The sequence below is a fragment of the Vibrio sp. 1249-1 genome, from assembly GCF_033340495.1.
The window spans coordinates 1-573 of record NZ_JAWOWJ010000911.1 but is presented as its reverse complement, the minus strand read 5'-3'; the positions used below and the strand labels follow the sequence as shown (position 1 = coordinate 573).

Here is a 573-nt window from a genome sequence, read left to right as displayed (position 1 = left end):
GAATGTTGTCTAAAAACAGACAAATAGATTGTCTTTTCATGGTCATTGAGGAATGCTACGCAAGGCGGGCTTAGGCAATTATCTCGAAATTCGATAAGTCTAGCGCCCTTATTGATTGTCTGAATATAATAATAATCTAGATGGAATTTGATTCGGTTAACTTGCTTGCGATGGGACTGATTTTTCTCGGTTCTTTTGTCCAAACTGCGATTGGTTTTGGCTTAGCCCTTGTGGCCGCGCCATTGCTCATTCTATGGGCGCCCGAATATGTGCCTGCACCTATCTGTTTGGTCGCGTTGTTTATTTCGATCATGAATGCGCTGAAACATCGCAGTAGCGTCGAAATCGGTGGTTAAAACATGGCATCGATTGGTAGAGTTACCGGTTCGATTTCTGGTGGCGTCGTGTCGTTATTTGTCTCCACTCAAGCACTAACGTTGTGGATCGGTTTACTCGTTCTATTCGCGGTTATCGTCAGTGTGCTTCCGTTTCGTATTGAACCTACACCTCAGCGTATGACGTTAGCTGGATTTTTCTCCGGTTTGTTTGGTACCAGCTCGGCAATCGGTGGCC

General features: G+C 45.2%; 1 pseudogene. It reads left to right on the top strand.

The features are described from left to right. Positions 1-140 precede the first annotated feature (140 nt). A pseudogene (locus R7Z50_RS29640) lies at positions 141-573 on the top strand (TSUP family transporter); the annotation flags it as partial.